14 protein-coding genes are annotated in these 17538 nt (G+C 58.5%); 6 read left to right on the forward strand and 8 right to left on the reverse strand.

Translation table 11 applies throughout. From position 1 onward, the window contains the following. Positions 1-8 precede the first annotated feature (8 nt). On the forward strand, positions 9-1532 hold the full coding sequence (locus RDV48_02075; protein MDQ7821563.1) for a DUF2079 domain-containing protein: 1524 nt from the start codon (positions 9-11) through the stop codon (positions 1530-1532). Between the two features lie 19 nt (positions 1533-1551). On the opposite strand, the gene RDV48_02080 is transcribed toward RDV48_02075, so the two are convergent. The 6 genes from RDV48_02080 to RDV48_02105 form a co-directional block, all read right to left on the reverse strand. Further along, entirely contained in the window at positions 1552-4062 is a 2511-nt protein-coding gene (locus RDV48_02080; protein ID MDQ7821564.1) for a tubulin-like doman-containing protein, read from the reverse strand. 26 nt (positions 4063-4088) lie between these two features. After that, a complete protein-coding gene (locus tag RDV48_02085) occupies positions 4089-5870 on the reverse strand; it encodes a clostripain-related cysteine peptidase (GenBank protein MDQ7821565.1) in 1782 nt (593 codons plus the stop codon). A 161-nt stretch (positions 5871-6031) separates the two neighbouring features. Further along, on the reverse strand, positions 6032-8407 hold the full coding sequence (locus RDV48_02090; protein ID MDQ7821566.1) for a xanthine dehydrogenase family protein molybdopterin-binding subunit: 2376 nt from the start codon (positions 8405-8407) through the stop codon (positions 6032-6034). Next, positions 8400-8882 carry a (2Fe-2S)-binding protein gene (locus tag RDV48_02095; protein ID MDQ7821567.1) on the reverse strand — a complete coding sequence of 161 codons (483 nt, stop codon included), beginning with the start codon at positions 8880-8882 and terminating at the stop codon, positions 8400-8402. Before RDV48_02095 ends, RDV48_02090 begins: the two co-directional genes overlap by 8 nt. Positions 8883-8902: 20 nt before the next feature. Further along, positions 8903-9718 carry a xanthine dehydrogenase family protein subunit M gene (locus tag RDV48_02100; GenBank protein MDQ7821568.1) on the reverse strand — a complete coding sequence of 272 codons (816 nt, stop codon included), beginning with the start codon at positions 9716-9718 and terminating at the stop codon, positions 8903-8905. Between the two features lie 62 nt (positions 9719-9780). Then, on the reverse strand, positions 9781-10221 hold the full coding sequence (locus RDV48_02105) for an IPT/TIG domain-containing protein (protein MDQ7821569.1): 441 nt from the start codon (positions 10219-10221) through the stop codon (positions 9781-9783). A 320-nt stretch (positions 10222-10541) separates the two neighbouring features. Between RDV48_02105 and RDV48_02110 the strand changes: the two genes are divergently transcribed. From RDV48_02110 to RDV48_02130, 5 genes are all read left to right on the forward strand, one after another. Next, positions 10542-11360, forward strand: a complete 819-nt coding sequence (locus tag RDV48_02110) for a slipin family protein (protein ID MDQ7821570.1) — start codon at positions 10542-10544, stop codon at positions 11358-11360. After that, positions 11335-11730 (forward strand): peptide chain release factor-like protein, encoded by a 396-nt coding sequence (locus tag RDV48_02115; GenBank protein MDQ7821571.1) that lies wholly within the window; start codon positions 11335-11337, stop codon positions 11728-11730. The genes RDV48_02110 and RDV48_02115 overlap by 26 nt, the downstream gene beginning before the upstream one ends. 89 nt (positions 11731-11819) lie before the next feature. Further along, complete coding sequence (locus RDV48_02120) at positions 11820-12227, forward strand: DUF1232 domain-containing protein (protein MDQ7821572.1); 408 nt, start codon at positions 11820-11822, stop codon at positions 12225-12227. Continuing rightward, on the forward strand, positions 12214-13284 hold the full coding sequence (locus tag RDV48_02125) for a zinc finger protein (protein MDQ7821573.1): 1071 nt from the start codon (positions 12214-12216) through the stop codon (positions 13282-13284). The genes RDV48_02120 and RDV48_02125 overlap by 14 nt, the downstream gene beginning before the upstream one ends. A 52-nt stretch (positions 13285-13336) precedes the next feature. After that, positions 13337-14899: a DUF853 family protein gene (locus RDV48_02130; protein ID MDQ7821574.1), complete on the forward strand. Its 1563-nt coding sequence runs from the start codon at positions 13337-13339 to the stop codon at positions 14897-14899. 5 nt (positions 14900-14904) lie between these two features. On the opposite strand, the gene RDV48_02135 is transcribed toward RDV48_02130, so the two are convergent. Together RDV48_02135 and RDV48_02140 are read right to left on the reverse strand one after the other, a co-directional pair. Beyond that, positions 14905-16152, reverse strand: a complete 1248-nt coding sequence (locus RDV48_02135) for a hypothetical protein (protein MDQ7821575.1) — start codon at positions 16150-16152, stop codon at positions 14905-14907. Positions 16153-16424: 272 nt separating this feature from the next. After that, the gene (locus RDV48_02140; GenBank protein ID MDQ7821576.1) at positions 16425-17426 is read right to left on the reverse strand and encodes a hypothetical protein; all 1002 of its coding nucleotides are present in this window, start codon (positions 17424-17426) and stop codon (positions 16425-16427) included. Positions 17427-17538 lie beyond the last annotated feature (112 nt).

Here is a 17538-nt window from a genome sequence, read left to right on the forward strand (position 1 = left end):
CCCTTGCCATGCAGGAATCCTCCACCCACCCCACCCACCCCGGCCGGAAAGCGCTCCTGGTAATCACAGGCGCCGTTCTACTTTACACGGCGCTCTTTTTCTTCTTTGCCATGATGAGGGCAAAAGCATCGTCATACGGTGACTCCGACCTGGGGATCTTCGGCCAGGCTTTCCATACCACCCTCTTCTGCGGTGAGATCTTCTACAACACCTTCGAGGGGGGAAGCCATTTCATGTTTCACAACTCACCGGTCTTCTTCCTGATAGTCCCCCTCTACGCGCTCCATCCCGGGATTTATACCCTCCTCTTCATTATGACGTGCGCCATAGCCAGCGGAGCCTACCCCGTCTATTTCATCGCAAGGGAGAAGATAAACGAGAAAGGCGCGGTCATCTTTGCCCTTCTCTACCTGCTTTATCACCCGCTCCATGGCGTGAACTACTGCCAGTTCCACGAGCTGGCCTTCACGATCACGCCGCTCCTCTGGTCCTATTACTTTTTCATGAAAAGGAGCTACGTCCCTTTCTGGATTTGCTGTATTCTTGCCATGCTGTGCAAAGAAGAGATCTCCATTACCACCGCTGCCTACGGGATATACCTGCTTTACTGCAGCCTGGTGAGGGAGCGTCTCTCACCGGACAGGGCCCAGAGAAAGGCAATTGCGGTAAACGGGGCGGTCCTTGTGGCAGTCTCCTTTCTCTACCTTTATCTGTCGCTCCATGTGATCATCCCTCACTTCAAGCACGGTGATTACCCCTTTGTGAGCGAGCGCTACGGGAACCTCGGCACCACCCTGAGCGGCGCGGCCCTTCATCTTCTGCTGAATCCGCAGCTCATCTTCAAGGCATTCTGGGATGACGTGGCCAGGGTGCACTATATTGTCGAGCTCCTTCTTCCCCTTGCCTTTCTCTCGCTGTGGGAGCTGCCGGTGCTCCTCATTGCACTCCCCAACCTTTTCATCAACATCATGTCCACCTACTCCACGATGTACCTCACGGGATCGCGGTATCCCTCGGTGCTGATACCTTTCATCTTCATATCGGCAATTCTCGGGGCCCACAGGCTCATCTCAAGGAAGCCCTCCGTTCCTGAGAGCAGGAGAACCGCGAAGATTCTTGCCGCCCCTGTCATCCTGACGGTCCTCTGCGCCTTCTTCATCAATCCCAGCCCGCTCCGGCTCCACGTGCAGATATGCCCTCCATGGTTAGTCTTTAAATATCCCAGGATGACAGCCCATCAGCGCATGATTCTCTCCCTGGCATCACAGTTTCCCCGCGATGCCTCAATAGCGACCCAGCTGGGAATCTACCATCATCTCTGCGGCAGAAAGGAAGTCTATGCCTGCTACCACGAGGGTGTTGACTATATTTTTATTGACAGGAGCTCGCGGTGGTACACCGAGGGAGCTGAATGGAAGAGGTTTCTTCCCGGCCTTGCAGAGAGCGGCGCTTACGAGCTCATCTTCAGCATGGACTATCTCCTGATTTACAGGAGAAAAGATCTCCCGGAGGCCGTACATTTCAAGATATGACAGGCTTCTGCAGCGCCATTCACTCCGTGGGAGGGGCGCCGGTGCCATCCTGGGGAAAGAGAAGCTCCTTACCGGGGAAATGCTCATTCCATTCCCGTTCCAGGTGCATCGGATTCTTGATGGGCTGGTTTTTCATGAGGCTCTCGCGGTTTTTCTCCGCCATGAAAAGGTAGTGATCCTGGCAGAGCTTGAGCTGCTCGATGGCCGTGAGGGGGAAGGGGCCGTACTTCTTCAGGAACAAAATGGTGTCCCTCTCGTCAGAAGGACAGAAAAGGGGCATGGCAAGACTCCCTCCCGAGAGGGAGGCGAGCTCCCGCCTGTCAATCTCTCCACAGCTCCATAAAAGCTCCTCCCGGGGGGTGCCCCGGGACCCGTCAATGAGGAGAACGGGCTCTATCTCTTTTAAAGTCTTCTCCAGGAGCCTCTTGAGCTCATCCCGCCCGCCGGGGAGCAGGCCCTCTATCCCTCTCACCGCTGAATTCCACATTCTGCCGCTGATAATCCCTGCCGTATAACGGTAAAGAAGAGAGATAAAGATATTTTCCGCATCCTGGTCAGGATTGGCGAAGATCTCCGAAAGAGGCATCACCGCAGTGCAGAACTCGACAAAGCCGCTCCAGTACGCCCCTGACTTTTCAGGATCATAGAGCTGACCGTAAAGGATTCTGAGCGCTTCGCTTTCCGCAAAGCCCCCCGGCGGAAAGAATGCCGTCGTGGCGTCGCGTTCGCTTGAATGCTCGTAATCACCTGCTTCCAGGTGGAGATTCGTGGCAATCCCCTTGAGAAACTCTTCTGTCTTCTGAAGCCGTGCCTCAAGAGCGGCTATTCTCCCGTGGTCCGCCAGGCTCTCCATGGCGTCATGGACCATCCTGCCGGCGAGGATCTGAAGCTCCGCCTCCACATAACGCCTCAATGCCTGGAAGAACTCGTCGGTATTGGCGCTGAGATCTTTCTTCTGGGAGATGCGCCCGTTGATTTCATCAAGTGACTCGAGATAGTGCAGGGACTTTTCATGGATCAGGCGGGAGGACTCCTGCTCCGAGGCCCTCGTGTCCTTCAGATGCTCCTTTACCCTTCTCAAGGTGCCAAGGCACCACGAGGGACCTTCGTTCACGAGCCTTGAGGAGATAGTAGCCTCAAGCTCCCCGAGAAAGGCTTCCTTCAGGCTTTCAAGCTCCCGGAGCGGTGGCTGGGGCTCCTCTATGAGGGCCCTCATCTTTTCAACGTAATATTCCTGGTGATCTTTCGCAGTCTGCACTATCTTGCCCATATTGGCAAAATAATGAAACCTCGGCACCATGGCCCTGAGCTGCTCTCTGCGCTCCTCAAACTCTTTGTCTATGCGCAAAGCCTCTCTCACGGCTCTTATCTGCCCCTCGGCAAGCCTCCTGGCTTCGGCGGTAAAGTCCAGCAGGCGCCGGTGGAGCTCGGGTGCCCCCTGCTCGTCATATCTTCTTGAGAGGCTGCTCTTCAGGAGCTCCGAGCTTATCTTGCTGGAGAGGTATTTCATGATATCCAGTCCCCGGTACTTGAGGAAGGAGAAGCCGGGAGCAAAAAAGGGCGGCCATGGCGCTTGAGCAGCATCAAGGAGTGGCACCGGCCCCGTGATATGGCAAAAAAGTGCATGCCCCATAAGGGAGAAAAGGCCTTCAAGAGGGATAAGCCGCGAATCCTGCACCCTGTTATCCGCGATGTAACAGCAGTCAAAGGGCTTCCACTTCTCATGGAGGGCTTTCTCCTCATCCGGCACGGTCTCAATGCTCAATCTCCAGAAATCCCTGGCACCGCCGGAGAAAAGATGGTCAAGCTCCCTGAAAAGGCTGTAGGTATTGGCATGAAGTGATCTATACTGCTTGAAGGACACATAGAGCTTGTCAATAAAGGCGCCGGGGAGCATGAGAAAAATGGTTGTCCTCGTGGTGAGGGCCATCTCAACTTCCAGGATCCTGTGGAGCATGAAGAGGATATCCACAAGGCTTCCGCTCCCCGTGCCCCCGCATGCGGAGCTCACGATAAAAACCTGGAGGGTCCTGAGGCTTCCCTCCTTCGGGAACAGCAGTGCCGCCTTTTCTGAGATGGCGCTCCGGACCCCCGCGAGATGGGCGCTGAGGGCAAGCCTCCCGAGCTGCCTTATCCCCCCGGTGCCGTCTGCGAGGTCTTTTTTGGGAGGCATGAAGCCCATATCCCACCATCGCGTGAAGCGCCCGTCCAGATGGCCCATGTGATTGACGGCCATTTTCAGGTTCTCCACTCCCAGGGCGACAAAATCAACCTTGTCAATGCCATCGCCAAGGGGAGGCCCGGGCCTTGAAATGTCCATGTAAAGGAACTGGTGATAAAGGGGCGCCTTCTCAATGGACCGGTAATAATCGCCGAGGCGCTTCCTGAGGGGGATAAGCACCTGCGTTCCCGTGTTGCCCAGGCCTATCACAAGCGTGGGCCTGAGGGTTGCCTCGCGGCTCTCTTCATCAGGGGTTCTGGCGAGAAACCCCCCGGAAAGCTCCGGGGGAAAAGGCACTTTTCCTGTCATTGCGCCACCTCAATGGAAAAGCCCTGTCATGCTTTTTCCACCTCAGGCGGCTCAGGCCTGTTCATCTTGACCTTGGGAGGCTCATAGAGGGTCTCCCACTTCTGCTCCGGGTCATAGGAGGCAAGCTTGCTCAGGGAATCATACCATCCGGTGCGCTTGTCGAACTTGGTCTGCTTGTAGCCGAAATCAGTGGAGCCCACCGTGTCGGGAAGGTAGGCCGAGACCCCGTGGGCATCCTTATACTTGGGAGGAAGCTTCTTGCTGTCGGTCACATCGAGCAGCATGGCCTTCAGTGCCTTCTGCACTCCCTTCGCCGCCTCCTTCAGCTTCTCATCCTTGAGTGTCCCGGAATCAATAATATTCTGGCAGAAATGGTGAATGTCGCGGTAATCTCCATAGGGAGACTGCTCAGGCGACTGGAGGTTGAACTGCTGGGTGCTGTTGACTATATCGAGAAGCGCCGCCTTGTCAGGATATTCATCAATGGCTGAGGCCAGCGTTTTCATCGAATCAGCAAGCTTCTCGGCAAACTCTCCCAACCGGACGGCCGACATGGTGGGAGTTGTTTCGGGGTGCCGCTCGCAATAGGTCACGATGCCATGGGCAAAAGTCTCGGGATTGAGGGCGCCTTTCCTGGTGATGATCTTCTCCGCGAGGGCAAGAAAGTCAGAGAGCCCGATATAGGGATTATATCCCCGGGGGCTCATGGAAGGAGCCGGGCTCATGGAAGGCCCTGGTCCCTTGGCAACATCGGGAGGCGCCTGTGAGCCTTCGGGACCCTTGAAAATCTGGCTGTCGCTGTTGCCTATGTCGTCATAAGGCCATCCACCGCTGCCGATAACCTCCTGGGAGCCGATCATGATGTCGGCATAATCTTTCAGCTCATAGGCCACCTCGGCCTGCGCCATGAGGCAGGCGTCAAAGCCTATGATATCTATTTTCTTCCCTGTCTTGTCAACGGCATCCTTCACCCCGCCGGTCACCGTGTCCCTGGTGGCCGTATCGAAGGCTTTCCCCAGCTCCGTGAGGTTCATGGAGTGCTTGTTTCCCTTGTCGTCGGCTATGCCCATGAAGCCGTAGCCATGATCATTGATGAGGACCATGTAATGGCGCGCCGGGTAATTCTTCATGCCCCACTGGATGAAGTCGGAGAGGTGCTCCGGGTCAGCCATGTTCACTTTCCCGAGGTCCTGGACCGGCTTGGAGGTGATCTTTCTCGGGTCATCGGACTTCTGCACCAGGAAGCGCCTGGAGCCTTTCCAGCGGCTCACGGGTGACCGGGGCGCGTCGCCTCGGTCAAGCTCCACCGCGATGTTGATATTGGATCCTGAGCCGACTTTCTCAAGAGATTTCAGGTTGTTCACGAGATAGGGCTCAAGGTCGTTGTCACCGGCCATATACATGAGGACAGTCCACTCTTTTTCCTCGGGCGGCTCCTCGTAGGCGGTGCCTCTCACGTTGCTGGTGGGCTCAAAGGGATCGATCTCCACGGGGTTGCCGTTGCGGAACGGCGCCGGATCTTCCCCGGGGCTGTAATAATAGGATCCATCGATAGAAGTGGTATTTACCGTGAAGGTCTTTTCGCCGGCCGGGTACAATGAGTAACTGGCATTGTCAAGATCACGGCTTACCCCCATGGAGTCGCTGGTACTGTAGGACACGGTGCTGAGATCGGCCCTGTCGGGGGGAGCTTCAGTCCCGGTCTCGGGGGGCCGGGGAGACTTCTGGGGACGGGTGCCCTTTGCCCCGCCTGGGGCAAGGTGGGAGATGCTGTCATAGCTGCCAAGATTGCCGGGATTTTCTATCATGATGTTTTCTCCATAAATTCGCGATTTCTCCGGTCTCCCTCTCTCCGGGAGCCGTCGTCACGCAGTTCTTCCCACATCATCATTATAGAATATCGGCAGGGGCAATGCAAGTTTTTTTTGTTACAATTTCGTCAACTTTTGGGTACTTTCCGTTATCTTAATCATGCGGGCGCCGCGGCCTTGACCTTGAGGGCCCGCCATACATCCTCCTCCCTTATGGGCATGTGGGTGAGATCGGCGCCGCAGGCATTCTGCAGGGCATTTCCGAGGGCGCCGCAGATGGCGATCATGGAGTGCTCTCCCACGCCGCGGGCACCAAAGGGCCCGTCCAGCTGGGGCGTTTCCACGACAATGCTTTCCACCTCCATGGGGAGATCGAGGGACGTGGGAATCTTGTTGTCCGTAAAACTCGGGTTCAGCAGATGCCCCTCGGCGTCATAGAGATACCCCTCGCACATGGCGGTGCCCAGGCCCTGGAGCATTCCCCCGATGGCCTGCCCCCTCACGGAAAGAGGGTTGATGGCTTTCCCCACGTCAAAGGCCGAGGCCACCTTCCTGATGGCATACTCGCCTGTCTTGTCGTTGACTTCCACGACGATGCCGTGGGCACCGTAAGTCCAGTCCAGCGCGGGGTTCCCCTGGCCTGTCTCCTTGTCGAGGTTGGTGAGGCCCTGGGCCACATAGCGCCCTACGCCCACGAGGGGGCCTCCTATGCCCCTCCCGTCAGGGTAGGCATACCCCACTGCCATGCTCCTGAAGGTCACATGATGAGAGGGATGATGGCGAATGAAGACTTTCTCCTCATCATGATCAAGATCGGCCACGTTGGCCCGCAGCACCTGCGCGGCCATATCGTATGCCTGGCGAAGGAGATCGCGCGCCGCGAGAATACCGGCGTTCCCGGTGAGCAGAAGTCCCTTTGAGGCCACGGTCTGCCAGTCATAAGGATCGTGATCGGTGTCATTCTCTATGGGGATCTTCACCCTCTCAACGGGGAAGCGGAGCTCCTCGGCGATGATCTGCGCCACTGACGTGTAAGTACCGGCGCCGATCTCGGTGAGGGAAAAGGTGGCCATTACCGAGCCATCCTCGTTCATCCTCAGGATGACGGCCGTGCCCGTGAAGGGTGGCATTGCCGGCGCCTTGTGGAGCGCCGCCACGGCCTTGCCTATCCTGAGCCCTGTCTTCTCCTGCCTCTCGCGCTCGGCGTCCGTAAGACTGCCGTACTTTATGGACTTCGCCACTGCCTCGAGGCACTTCGTCACGTTCCCTGAATGCTCGGTGATCTCCTCGCCCGTGAGGGTCATGGAGCCGGGCTTGAGGGCGTTTATCTTCCTGAACTCGAGGGGATCGATGCCCACGGTGCGCGCCACCAGGTCCATGTGGCGCTCGATGCCCCATGAGAACTCCACGTGGCCGAAGCCCCTGTATGCCGTGCCGAATGGCTTGTTGGTATACATGGTATAGGCATCGAGCCAGGCGTTGGGGATCTCGTAAGGCCCGGCGCCTGAATATCCTGAAGCCCTCGTGACGTTCACGGCGTAATCGGCATAAGCGCCTGAATCCCAGTACATCGTCATGTGCTGGGCGGTGATGTGGCCGTTTTTCTTTACTCCCGTCTTTATCCTGTAGACCAGGCCCGAGCGGCAGGGAAGCATGGAGAACTCCTCCTCGCGTGTGGCCACGAGCTTCACGGGCCGACCTGCGGCCTTGCGGGACAGGCAGAGCACCAGGGGCTCCAGGTGGATCCCGGCCTTCCCTCCGAAACCGCCGCCCACGTAAGGGATTACGACCCTGATGTTGTTATGGGGCAGCTTGAAGGAATGCGCCAAAAGGTTGCGCACCGTGAAGGGGGACTGCGCGGAGGTCCAGACGCTGAGCCTGTCGCGGGCTCCCCACTGCCCGATGGAGCAGTGGGTCTCCATGGGTACATGCTGCACGTTGGGGTTCGAGTAGCTGCGCTCCACGATGAAGTCTGCCTCCTGGAAGCCCTTCTCCACGTCGCCCTTCCTGAGCTTGGTGTGGTTTGCGATATTGGTGCCCGGCTGCGGAGAAAAGACCGCCTCGATGTAGCGGTAAGAGCCCAGGTCGGGGTGCACGAGGGGGGCGTCCTTCTCGATGGCCTCGAGAGGCCCCAGTACGGGCTTCATCACCTCGTACTCGACATTGATGAGCTCTATGGCCTTCTGGGCATTTTCCAGCGTGTCGGCGGCAACGGCGGCAACGGCCTCGCCGAAATGCCTCACCGTGCCTTTCGCGAGGATGTGCTTGTCCACGAGGTACAGCCCCACGCGGTAGTCAAGCTCGTCGCCGGTGAGAATGGCATGGACACCGGGAATCTTCATGGCATCGGAGGTGTCTATCTTCAGAATTCTTGCCTTGGCGTGGGGGCTCTTCTTCACCTTGGCATGGAGCATCCCCGGCAGCCTCAGGTCAGCCGTGTAGAGGGCTTCGCCTGTGAGCTTCTCGACGGTATCGAGGCGCTCCACGCCGTGACCGACACATTTCAATGATTCACGCGGCTCGGTATCACGCATAGGTCAGCTCCCCCTTCCCGGCGGAACCTGTCACATCGCCGACGGCCTCCACTATCTGCTTGTACCCTGTGCAGCGGCAGAAATTCCCCTCTATTGCATGCAGCAGCTCCTCTTCTGAAGGCTTCGGGTTCTTTCTGAGGAGAGCCCTGAGGGACATTATCATACCCGGAGTGCAGAAGCCGCACTGCACGGCATGATGGCGCTGGAAAGCCTCCTGGAGGGGAGAAAGCTTCCCCTCCCGGGCTTCCGACTCGATGGTCTCAACTGATGCTCCGTCCATCTCGGCGGTCAGCACGAGGCAGGAGTTCACGGGCTCACCGTTCACCAGCACCGTGCATGCTCCGCATTCCCCGGCGCCGCAGCCCTCCTTGGTCCCCGTGAGGCCCAGGTCATCCCGCAGGAAATGAAGAAGGGTCCTGTTGCCCTCCACTTCGCGGATTACTTTCTTTGCGTTCACTGTAATCTCGATTTTCATAGGTCGCCCTTCCTTCTTGCTTAGTTCGCCCCGGCCATAAGGCGCCTGATAAAGGTGTCCACCATGAAAGCCCTGTATTCTCCCGAGGCCCTCAGGTCATCTATTGGCTTGATGGCCTGACGCGCCGCGGTGCACACCTCCTCTGGAGTGGCCCCGGCGGCGAATTCCTTTAAAAGCAGCGGGGTGACGGCGCAGGCCCCGACGGCAACGCGGAGGCGGCCGTCCGTCCTGAGGAGCGCCACGCTCGCAAGGGCAAGGTCGTGGCCCCTGATACGCTTGAGCTTTTCATGGCCTCCGCGGGCTCCTGCCATTGACGGAGGGATCAGGATCGCCTCAGCCACTTCCCCGGGACCCAGCACTGTCGCCTTGACTCCCGTGAAAAACGTGCCAAGATCCACTTCCCTGGTGCCCTCGAGGGAAGCGATCCTTATCCTGGCGCCCATGCAGAGAAGGAGGGGGGCCATGTCAGCACTTGGCGAGGCGGTGCACAGATTTCCCATTATGGTTGCCCTGTTGCGGAGCTGCGGCGACCCTAGCTCCGAGGCCGCCCCGGCGAGCAGAGGGAATCTGTCCCTGATGAGGGCGCTCTCCATCACGTCGATGCACCGCACGGCAGCGCCTATGGACAGCCCTGAGCCGCCGTCAAAGTCAATTTCGTGGTAGCTCTTTATCTTCTTGATGTCAATGAGCTTCCCGGGATGGATTTTTCCCGCCCTCATATCCACGAGAAGATCGGTGCCGCCTGCGAGCAGCTTTGCCGTGCCCAGTGATTCTGAGAGAAGCTGCAGAAGATCTTTTTCCTGGCGGGGGGCATGATACTCAAAGGGATAAAGCATTGGGATCTCCTTTCCTTCCGGACCCGTGCCCGGTGCCGCATATGCAGTTCTCTTTGCGCCCGTTACTGGGTGACAATACCGGTATTTTCTGTGGAGGGAACCGAAGAGCTTGAATACTGCCCGTTGGTGGTGAGCACATTGACTATTATGACATATTGAGCGCCTGCGGTGAGCCCCGTGGGGACAGTGCAGACAATCTGCTGATCAGCCCATGAAATATGGCTTCCGGCATTTGCGGAGACTCCCATGGGCGTCGTGCTCTCAAAGCGCACGTAATTGTTCGCCGTCGTCGTTCCCGTTGTCATAGTGCCGAAGTTGAGGCCTGCAATGGTGATGGGAAGGCTTGTCGCAAGGCTCGCGGGGCTTATTGAGGTCACTTTGGGTGAGGCTACCACTCCCTGCGAAGTGCCTCCCCACGTGGTCGTATCTCCCCCTCCGCCGGAGCATCCCGTTCCGAGGGCTATGACAAGAATTATGGCCAAGTATCTCATTTTTGTTTTCATTATGGCAACACCTCCCTTGCTATCATTTTCCCCAAGAAGAGAAGAATACCTTCTCCGCAGAAACGCAAAAATCTCCTGCCTTGAGTTCTCCTCCCCCATCTGCTATAATTACGCTGCAGGATCAGAGCGGCCCCGCGGAAGTTACCGCGGCGGTCCCGCGTGTCGTGGCCTGCACCACTTGGTGGAAGTGGGTTCAACTCCCTCATTCTCTCCCTCCCGGGATCCCGTGCCCCGTGCACCGGAACAGGGGCCCTGCAGGCTCGCGCCTCCGCCTCTCTCCGAGATCCCAGGGGGGGAGAGCCGGAAGACAGGAGGAAGCTATGCGGGACGTGCTCCATATTCTCATTCTCATCGTGGGCGTGACGGTAGCCCTGGCCCTTTATCACTGGGTCAAATCCCTGCTGATGAAAGTGACGGTCTACGAATACCAGAGGGGCCTCAAGTACTGCAACGGCAGGTGCACGGAGGTGCTCGAGGCCGGAAGCTACTGGATTTACACGAGGACCACGCGCATCGATCTCATCGATGTTCGTCCCCGCTTTGCCACTGTGCCCGGCCAGGAGATCCTCTCCTCTGACGGCGTGGCCCTCAAGGTGAGCGTGGCGGCCCGCTACGAGATCACCGATGCTGCTAAGGCCGTGAACCACGAGGAGAATTACGCCACAGCCCTCTACCTGATGATCCAGCTCGCCATGAGGGAGATTGTGGGCTCTTTCTCCATTGACGACCTTCTCAGGGAAAGGGCCCGCCTCAACGCGGCGCTCCTTGAAGCGGCGGCACCGAAGGCCCTCGAGCTTGGCCTCACTCTTCACTCGGCAGCCATCAAGGATATCACCTTCCCCGGAGATCTCAAGAAAATTTTCGCCCAGGTGGTGAATGCCCGCCATGAAGGGCTTGCCGCTCTTGAAAAGGCCCGGGGTGAGACTGCGGCGCTGCGCAACCTTGCCAACGCGGGCCGCCTGATGGAGAAGAACCCCTCGCTCCTCTACCTGAGGATGATCCAGGCCCTGGAAAGCTCGAAGGGGAACACCCTGCTGCTGGGCATTCCGCCCCACGCCATGCCCATTCCCCTCAGGCCCGGCGTGCCCGAGGAGCCGGCCCCTCCGGGTGTTGATGAACAAAAGCAGGGGGAGGAATAGGCAGACCTTCAGGAAGCCGGAAAAGACCGTGGAAGAGTCACTGGAAAAGCTTAAGCAGGAATGCGAGTTCGAGTTCTACAAGTCGAGCGGCCCCGGGGGTCAGCGCAAGAATAAGCGCGAGACCGCGGTAAGGCTGCGCCACACCCCTACAGGGATAGTGGTCCACGCCACGGAGTCACGATCGCAGGCTGCCAACATGGCCCTTGCCCTGAAGCGGCTCCAGCAGAAGATCGCCGCCCGGTCAAGGAAAAGGAGGCCTCGCATTCCCACTGGAGTCCCGGCAGCAGTAACGAGAAGAAGGATCGCCGACAAAAAGCACCGCGGCGCCCTCAAGACCTTGAGAAAAATCTCGCCTGGGGACTCCTCCTGAAGGAGGCTCTGCGAGTGCCCGCTCCCGGGGAAGCGGACAGAACGTCACCGCTCTCTGAATCTGTAAGAGTTTTACCGTGAGAGGCTTTCATGGGAATGTGGGATGAGCTCAAGAAAAGGGCAAAGATCCTCAAGTGTGAGGTGATGACCCTCTCCTTTGCCCTGGGCCACCCCCGCACTCCCTGGCATGCAAAGGCCCTTGCCCTTGTGGTGACAGCGTACGCCTTCAGCCCCATAGATTTTATCCCTGACTTCATCCCCATTATCGGCCTTCTTGATGACCTGATACTGCTCCCCCTCGGGATATGGGCCGCCTGTGCCCTCATCCCCCCCGAAGTTCTGGAGGAGTGCAGGGAAAAAGCCCGCGGTGCGGAACAAGAGAAAAAACCGGTGAATCTCGTTGCCGCCGCCGTTATCATACTGATATGGATAATGGCGGCACTGCTTGTGTATCACCTCATCACCCTCGAGAGGAGACATGCCGATGGCCGTTCATGAAGGAGCATGGGACTGCCCGAACTGTGAATACAAAGGGAACAAGGGGCCTGACAAGCACTGCACGGGATGCGGCGCTCCCCGCGGCGACGACGTGAAGTTCTACCTGCCCGACAGCGCCCGCGAGGTCACAAGCGAGGCGGAGCTCACAAAGGCACAGGCCGGCCCGGACTGGAAATGCCCTTTCTGCGGGGGCGACAACAAGGCCGGCGCCCCTGCCTGCACGGGATGCGGCGCGGCAAAAGACGGCGCCGCAACGAGGGAAGTCAAGGACATCCGGTTTGACAGGAGGGAGCAGCCTCCTTCCCGCACACCTCCCCCGGGTGCATCGGGGTCGCTGAAACGGAGCCTCTCCTATGGATGCGGCTGCTTTGTCCTTTTCGTGGTCTTTTTCCTGGCGCTCATAGCCTTCGGCTCCCGCGACACCACCCTGAAAGTCTCGGGATTCCAATGGACGCGCACCGTCGAGGTGGAGAAGCTTGGCACCTTCAGAGAAACGGCCTGGGAAGGCGAAGTGCCTGCCGGGGCCCGTATAAGGGAGAGAACACGGGCCGTTCACCATTATGACCAGGTGCAGACCGGCACCGTCACCAGGACCAGGCTCGAGACTGACAAGGTGCAGTCAGGAACTGAGAAGGTCAAGGTGGGGGTAAAGGACAAGGGGAACGGCTATTTCGAGGACATTTACGAGGAGCGCCCCCTCTACAGGGAGGTGGAGCGCACTGTAACCTACCAGGATCCCGTTTATAAGCAGGTGCCGTCGTACCGCACAAAGCTTGCCTACGACATCGACCGCTGGAACGCGGCAAGAACCGAAAAGGCCGAGGGAAAGACACAGGAGGCGCGGTGGCCGGACCTGCGCACCGCGGAATCACCGGCTAAGGAGCGGGAAGGAAAGAAAACGGAAAAATACCTCGTGCTCTTTGCCGATGCCAAGGGGAACTCATACCCCTACGAGGCCAGGTCGGAAGCCGAGTGGCTCACGTTCAAGGAAGGTCAGCACTACAAGGCCAGGCTCGATCTTTTCAAGAAGATCACCAGGCTTGAAGGCCCGAAATAGCCAGGCCTGAATTTCGTCAGTTATGCCCTGGAGCATGATAAGGAGGAACACCATGGGAGATACCGCGAGGACCTTCGTGGAGGAGATGCAGAGTGGATATACCGTCAAGGGAGGACACATCCTTCTCGGCGCGGCGATGCTTGAGGGAAAGGCGCTGCCTGAAGCCCCCGTAAAAATCCCCCTCGCCACCTTGAACAGGCATGGACTTATCGCCGGTGCCACGGGGACAGGCAAGACCAAAACCCTGGAGCTCATTGCCGGCGAGCTTTCAAGAGAGAGCGTGCCTGTACTGCTGATGGATATGAAGGGCGACCTCTCGGGTCTTGCTGCCATGGGGGCAGAAAACGAAGCCATCAGGGAGCGCCATGAAAAAATCGGCGTTCCCTTCACGCCGGAAGCATTCCCCGTGGAGTTCCTCTCCCTCTCCGGGGAGAAGGGGGTGCGCCTCAGGGCCACTGTCTCCGAGTACGGCCCCGTGCTCCTCTCCCGCATCCTTGGCCTCAACGACACGCAGGGGGGCATTGTCTCGATCCTTTTCAAGTACTGCGACGACAGGGCAATTCCCCTCCTTGACCTGAAGGACCTCAAGAAAACCCTCCAGTATGCCGGCAGCGAGGGGAAGAAGGAGTTCGAGGAGGCCTACGGAAAGCTTTCTTCCACGTCATCGGGGATAATCCTGAGAAAGATCGTGGAGCTTGAGCAGCAGGGGGGGGACCTCTTCTTCGGCGAAAAGTCCTTTGAAGTCGATGACCTGCAGAGGACCGACGAGAAGGGAAGGGGCGTCATCTCGGTCCTGCGCCTCACCGACATCCAGGAGAGGCCCAAGCTCTTCTCCACCTTCATGCTCTGCCTTCTTGCAGAGATATATTCCACCTTCCCTGAAGAGGGGGACCTCTCGCAGCCCAAGCTCGCCATCTTCATAGACGAGGCCCACCTCCTTTTCGAAGAGGCCAGCTCGCAGCTTTCGGAGGAGATAAACCGCATCATCAAGCTTGTGCGCTCAAAAGGCGTCGGCGTCTTCTTCTGCACGCAGAACCCCGCCGATATCCCCTCTTCGGTCCTCTCGCAGTTGGGCCTGAAAATCCAGCATGCCCTGAGGGCCTTCACCGCCCAGGACAGGAAAGCCATCAAGCTCGCCGCCGAGAACTATCCCCTGTCCTCCTTTTACCGGACCGACGAGCTTCTCACCGCGCTCGGCATTGGCGAGGCTCTTGTCACCGCCCTCAATGAAAAGGGGGCCCCTACTCCCCTGGCTGCATGCCTCCTGAGGAGCCCCTCCTCGAGGATGGGCATTCTCTCGCCCCAGGAGATTGAGGCCCTCGTGGCACGCTCACCCCTTGTGAAAAAATACGGTGAGACAATCGACAGGGAGAGCGCTTACGAGCTGCTCACGGCGAAGATTGAAGAGGCCCGCAGCAGGGAAGAGGCCGAAGAGGAGAGAAAAAAGCCCTCTTCCTCAAAGAAGGCCCACGAAGAGACCATCATGGACAACCCCCTTGTGAAGGACGTGAGCAGGAGCTTCACAAGGACCATCGGCACCACGGTGGCGAGAGAGCTCACAAGGGGCATCCTTGGCGTCCTGGGATTGGGAGGGCGCTCCAGGCGCTCGCGCTGAATCCCCTACTCGCCGGAGATCACTTTTCCCGGAGGCGGAAGAAAGCCTGGCTTCTCTGCAGAAATGACCATGAAAGGGCGCTTCGCCGTAACCTCCTGCTGTGACGAAAGCTCCTCGGTATCGCCGCTTTGCCCATCCATGACAACAAGCTTTGCTCCCTGCTGGCAGATCGACAAGACGCCTCTCTCACCGGCAGGGGAGAAAGCCCTCTGGCTCCCGCCGTCATGGGCAAGGGAAGGCCTTTTCCCGTCGGCGCCCAGGGGCAGGCTCTCAAGTTTTTCAATGCCGTCCTGGGGGAGCACCTCGAGAATCTTCTTCTCACGGCCGGCGGAGCATATTCCCAGGGGCCTCCCGGCTTTTACGGAGCTTCCCTCTTCCTCGCGGGGAAGCCACTGCGCACTTATCAGCTCCACATCGAGCTCTTTCCTGTACTCCGATGATGAGCACCCAGCCTCTCCCGCTGCCCCCCCGGGTGAGCACCCGCCCAGCTCCCGCTCCTTCAGCATCTTATAATAGCGGACTTCTTCCGGCGAGAGGCACTTGAAATTCATGAGCTCCTCCCCGGCCTCAAGGGCGCCCTCCCTGCCGATGGTGCTCACTGCAAGGGGGTGGGTGGCCTGCAGCTCCTCGTCGTCGTGGATCTCTCTTTTCTCCCCTGACTCCGTGTCATAGACAAAGACATGGCCGCCCTCATCAAGAGTGGTGAAGGCGCCATGGCCGCTTTCCCCGGGATTCCCGCCGCAGGGAGAATCCCCTGCGCTTTTCAGAACCGCCCTGCTCTTTCCCGGGCCTGGCTCATCTCCCACGGAGCCTTCGAGATACCTGCGCTCTCTTGAGACATGGAAGCGCCCCCAGGAACGGCCGCGCTCAACGAGCTCATGGACGCTCACAAGAGGCCGCCATTCAACGGATACCTCTTCAACCTCCTGCTTTCCCGGGCCATTGCCTCTTCTTTCTGATGCTTCAGGGCCGATGGCAGAGCCGCGCACGGCAGGGGGAAGCTCAAGAATGTCATCCTGCTCAGGAATCACCTCTCCTCTGGTGTCGAGCAGAATATTCCTCAGAAGAAGACCGAAATTACCGCCACCACGCTCTTCCCGGTCTTCGAGGGCCTCTTCCGACAGCTCTCCGCCGTCACATGCCTCCCTTTTCTCACCATGGGTCATTGCCTCGCCGCCCCGCGGGAAAGAAATACCGCCCCCGGCGCCGAGAGAAGTCATACCTTCTGCCCTGCCCAGCTTCACGCCAGTCATGTCATCGCCTCCCCTTCGGTCAGTTCCCCTTTGACCAGTCCCACTAATTACATTTTTATATGTTTACATTTTTAACTGTCTACTTATAGTATGCCTTATTTTTATTGCCGTTCTGTTGCCTTTTTGTTGCTTTTTCGTTAAATTGCCGTAAACAAAATATGAACAAGTGAGGCTTCGCGGAAAAGAGGAAAGGCCCCCGCGGAACACCGCGAAGGCCCGTACACAAAAAGGGGCGGCTCAGTTCCGCCCCTTGCTTTTCACGTTCCTGAGCTCTAAGGCTGCTTCTCTTTCATCCTGTCCTTTTCTTCACCGGCTCCCCCGGCCTTCTCCTGCTGCTCCATCTGCTTTACCCCCTCGACGGGGTCAAGGCCCTGCTCTTTGGCCTTCTTGCTCTTTTCCACCTCGTCTCCCTTGGGGAACTCATAGGTGAAGAGGAGATCGCCGGGATTCAGCTCGCCGATCTTGCCCAGCTGCATGATCTTCATGGGATGGGTCGCCTTTATATCTCCGTTCTCGGGGATCTCTATCATCTCGCCGGTTCCCTCGTCTTTGACATAGAGCTTGCCGTCACCCTTGTTCTCGACCCCGCTGCCCTTGGGCTGCTCCTTTCCCTGGTCCTCCGGGCCGTTGGCGCCCTTCATCATCTGGGGAGTCTTGCCGTCCTGGCCCTTGGGAGCTTCCGCCACCCTCATTGCGCCCACCTTGGCGCCCTTGCCGACCGCGCCTTTCCCCGCCGCGGGCTGAGCCGCCTGCGGCGCGCTCCCCTGCTGCGGTGCCTGGGCGCCCCCGCCTGCCTGCTTGTCGTCAACCTGCTTCTTTTCGCGCGAGATATTGAAATGGCCAATGGCGTCACCTGTGTCGAGGACCTGGCCCTCCTTCATCAGGGGGCTCCATGACACCTTGACCTCTTCTACTTCTTTTTTACCGTCGCCGGCTCCCTGGGCACCCTGGGCCTGGTTCGCCTGCTGGGGACCCCCTTCGGCCTGGGCCCCCTCTTCGCCGGCCTCTTCGGCGCCCTCATCTTCACCCTGGCCCTGCTGCTTCGCCTCAAGGATGTTCTTCAGAATGCTCTCGATGTCGGCGCCTTCTCCGCCCTGGCCCTCAAGCTGCTCCATGGCCTCGTCAGAGACCTCGCCGGCATCTATTGTCGAGATGCCGCCCTTGTCCTGGGCCTCGCCCACCTGGTTCTTTATCAGATCCCCAGCACTCTTTTCCACAGTCTGGCGTACTTCCTGTGGCTTTCCTCCGCCGATTTCGCCTATTTTGTCGATCATGTGAAGGCCTCCTTAGAGGAGATTTTTTACAGTTTCTGCTGTCACCATAAAATTGTTCTGTTTTTATTATCCCTTATTTCCATTGCCAGAGTGTGTCCGTATTGTTGACAGA

This window comes from Candidatus Eremiobacterota bacterium (assembly GCA_031082125.1).
Taxonomy (GTDB): domain Bacteria; phylum Vulcanimicrobiota; class CADAWZ01; order CADAWZ01; family Ess09-12; genus Ess09-12.